The sequence below is a fragment of the Baia soyae genome, from assembly GCF_004341445.1.
Taxonomy (GTDB): domain Bacteria; phylum Bacillota; class Bacilli; order Thermoactinomycetales; family Thermoactinomycetaceae; genus Baia; species Baia soyae.
Window position 1 is genome coordinate 1 of sequence record NZ_SLXV01000078.1, and the last position, 2,369, is coordinate 2,369.

Consider the following 2,369-nt stretch of genomic DNA (forward strand, 5'->3'; position numbering starts at 1 on the left):
AGCTATCCCTCCATGTAGTCGATTCTATATAATTAGAATTCGACAAAAAAGACCGCAAACCTTGTCTATAAAATAGACTTTGTCTGCGGTCTGAGACCTCCTCATTATAGAGGAGGTTTTAGTTTAGAGAATAATATATCAGAAAATACATAAATTTGTTATAATTATATTGTGGTTCTCTATGAAAGGGGAACGGTTTATGCAAGAACTTTGGCAACTATATACAGATCCTATGATTATCATTACAGTCATCTTCCCTACTCTTGCCGTAATATGGGGAATGTTAAGCTGCGTGCTGTTCCATAACTGGTGGTTTGGCCCTGGGATCACAGGTATCTTTTTTTCTTTGCTGTATCTAGTTGGCTTTGTAAATGGACTCGGATTTTGGATACTCGTCTACATGTTGATTACCCTCGTTACAAATTTGTCCTTACATGGACTCTTAGCGTTTGTCAAACGATATAGGGATTAGCAAAAAGGCCGGATCTACAAAATAGATCCGGCCTCCTCTAACACGTTGACAAACCCCTTAAATCCAAACTCAAACTAGCTTTTTTGATAGCTCCCAAGTTGCTTTGCAAAGTAATCATTACTCCCTATTACCACAAATCCACAATCCTGGTACAACTCTAGTGCACGCTTATTTTCACAAGCTACATCTAGAAACTGCCTCGTTTCTCCTTCTTTTAACAACGTCTGCACAATCTCTGAAAGAGCTTGCCTCCCATAGCCCTGCCCTTGATACTCAGGCAGTAAACAAAATCCAAAGATAAAAGCTCCCTCATCGCCGATCTGTACAGATAAAACACCCACTTTTTCCTGTCCCTTTACAACTAGAAACGCCCGTGTATCAGGCTGATAAAATCTTTCGGACTTAACATCCCCTTTAGGCAACTTAAAAGCAACCTCCATGCAATCGACAATAAAATTGGCATCTTCAGGCTTTGCTTTTCGGACGATTACATCCTCAAAGCGTTTTGGTTGTGGCTTAGCCTCATTCAAAACCATGCAGTACTCAGAAAATGTATATTGGGTATCAACTTGTGCCTTAACAAATAGTGGACCCGACTTTGCATTGTTATCAACCACAAACAACAGATTAGGGATGCCACGGCTCTTTACTTCTTCGATAGCCTGTGCCAACAATGTTTGAAAAATTCCTTTGCGACGAGCATCTGGCAGTACCATGCCCCCAATCTCTGCCTCACGCGAATTGAACACATACAGTCCAAAAAAACCCACTAGAACCCCATTTTCATAATAGAGAAAGTCATTCTCTTCCTTTTTCGGACGACTTTGCAACATTTCCCAGTTTAGTTTGACCTCTATTTTTTCGTATTCATTACATATCTCAGATAATTTTTTTATCTCTTCCAGATCCTTAGCATCCAGACCACGCTTTATGATTAAACCATTATGTAGAGTCATCACTTTCAGCATATCCCCTAATTTTTTATTTACCTTTATACCCCAACTTTCATTCATTAATCCTAGTCTGACAATTCCTATTTACTACCTGTTTCAGCTATAGGAAAAAAACAGGGTAAATCTTAATTAGTATTGCTCCAGAATCTGTTACCTTGAATTCTACACCGCCGTCCTTGAGTCTTTTTATAGCAGATTCATACCGTACAGTGTCTTCCGCATTTACTGGAGGAGGTGCTTTTTCTGTGGCTAAATATTCAGCAGAAACCAAATTAGAAGCTGTTAAAGCCTACCTCGATGGTGTCGAGTCATATAAAGATGTTACGAAGCAATATAAAGTAGACCCTACCATGTTAAGAGAGTGGGTATTAAGGTATCAAGAACACGGATACCGTGCGTTGTTGAGTACTTGCGAATGGAGAATGCCTATTTAAAAAAGTTGAATGCCTTAATTCACGAAAGGGAAAAGTAGACAAAGCCCCAATAATTTATGAATTAAGGCACGACTATCCTGTAAAAACTCTATTGAAAATTGCAGACATTGCTCGTAGCACCTATTATTACTGGCTCAAACGGATGGATCAACCAGATAAATACAGCATGTAAAAGGAAAAATCGTTTCGATTTTTCATGAGCATAAAGGTCGCTACGGATATCGCCGCATCACTTGGGAATTACGAAAATAAGGTTATCATCTGAATCATAAAACCTTGATAATGCTGTTATGGAAAACTTCTTTGGTTTACTAAAGAGTGAATTGCTCTATCTCCATGAATTTGAAAGTATGGATCATTTTAAACAGGAGTTAGTGAATTATATTCATTATTACAACCACAAACGCTTGAAGGTAAAATCGAGTAGGAGGGGGTGATTAACCCCCGACCTCTCACACCACCTAGCATGCGGTTCCGCACTAGGCGGTTCACTTAAGTCTGACGAATCCA

The 2,369-nt window shown here is 39.2% G+C and carries 3 protein-coding genes and 2 pseudogenes; 4 read left to right on the plus strand and 1 reads right to left on the minus strand.

The features are described 5' to 3' along the window. Window positions 1-199 precede the first annotated feature (199 nt). Complete coding sequence (locus EDD57_RS14145; protein ID WP_131850060.1) at window positions 200-472, plus strand: hypothetical protein; 273 nt, start codon at window positions 200-202, stop codon at window positions 470-472. Window positions 473-546: 74 nt separating this feature from the next. On the opposite strand, the gene EDD57_RS14150 is transcribed toward EDD57_RS14145, so the two are convergent. Continuing rightward, on the minus strand, window positions 547-1,428 hold the full coding sequence (locus EDD57_RS14150) for a GNAT family N-acetyltransferase (RefSeq protein WP_165873855.1): 882 nt from the start codon (window positions 1,426-1,428) through the stop codon (window positions 547-549). A gap of 242 nt (window positions 1,429-1,670) precedes the next feature. On the opposite strand from EDD57_RS14150, the gene EDD57_RS15335 reads away from it, so the two are divergent. The 3 genes and pseudogenes from EDD57_RS15335 to EDD57_RS15345 all read left to right on the plus strand — a co-directional run. After that, complete coding sequence (locus tag EDD57_RS15335; protein WP_243649571.1) at window positions 1,671-1,859, plus strand: transposase; 189 nt, start codon at window positions 1,671-1,673, stop codon at window positions 1,857-1,859. Beyond that, window positions 1,826-2,108, plus strand: a pseudogene (locus tag EDD57_RS15340) (hypothetical protein); the annotation flags it as partial. The gene EDD57_RS15335 and the pseudogene EDD57_RS15340, both read left to right, overlap by 34 nt. Before the next feature lie 29 nt (window positions 2,109-2,137). Further along, window positions 2,138-2,296: pseudogene (locus EDD57_RS15345) on the plus strand (IS3 family transposase); the annotation flags it as partial. Window positions 2,297-2,369 lie beyond the last annotated feature (73 nt).

Bases quoted from the DNA above. Each gene is read 5' to 3' on its own strand.
- EDD57_RS14145 (WP_131850060.1), top strand. From the start codon at position 200: ATGCAAGAACTTTGGCAACTATATACAGATCCTATGATTATCATTACA.
- EDD57_RS14150 (WP_165873855.1), bottom strand. From the start codon at position 1,428: ATGACTCTACATAATGGTTTAATCATAAAGCGTGGTCTGGATGCTAAG.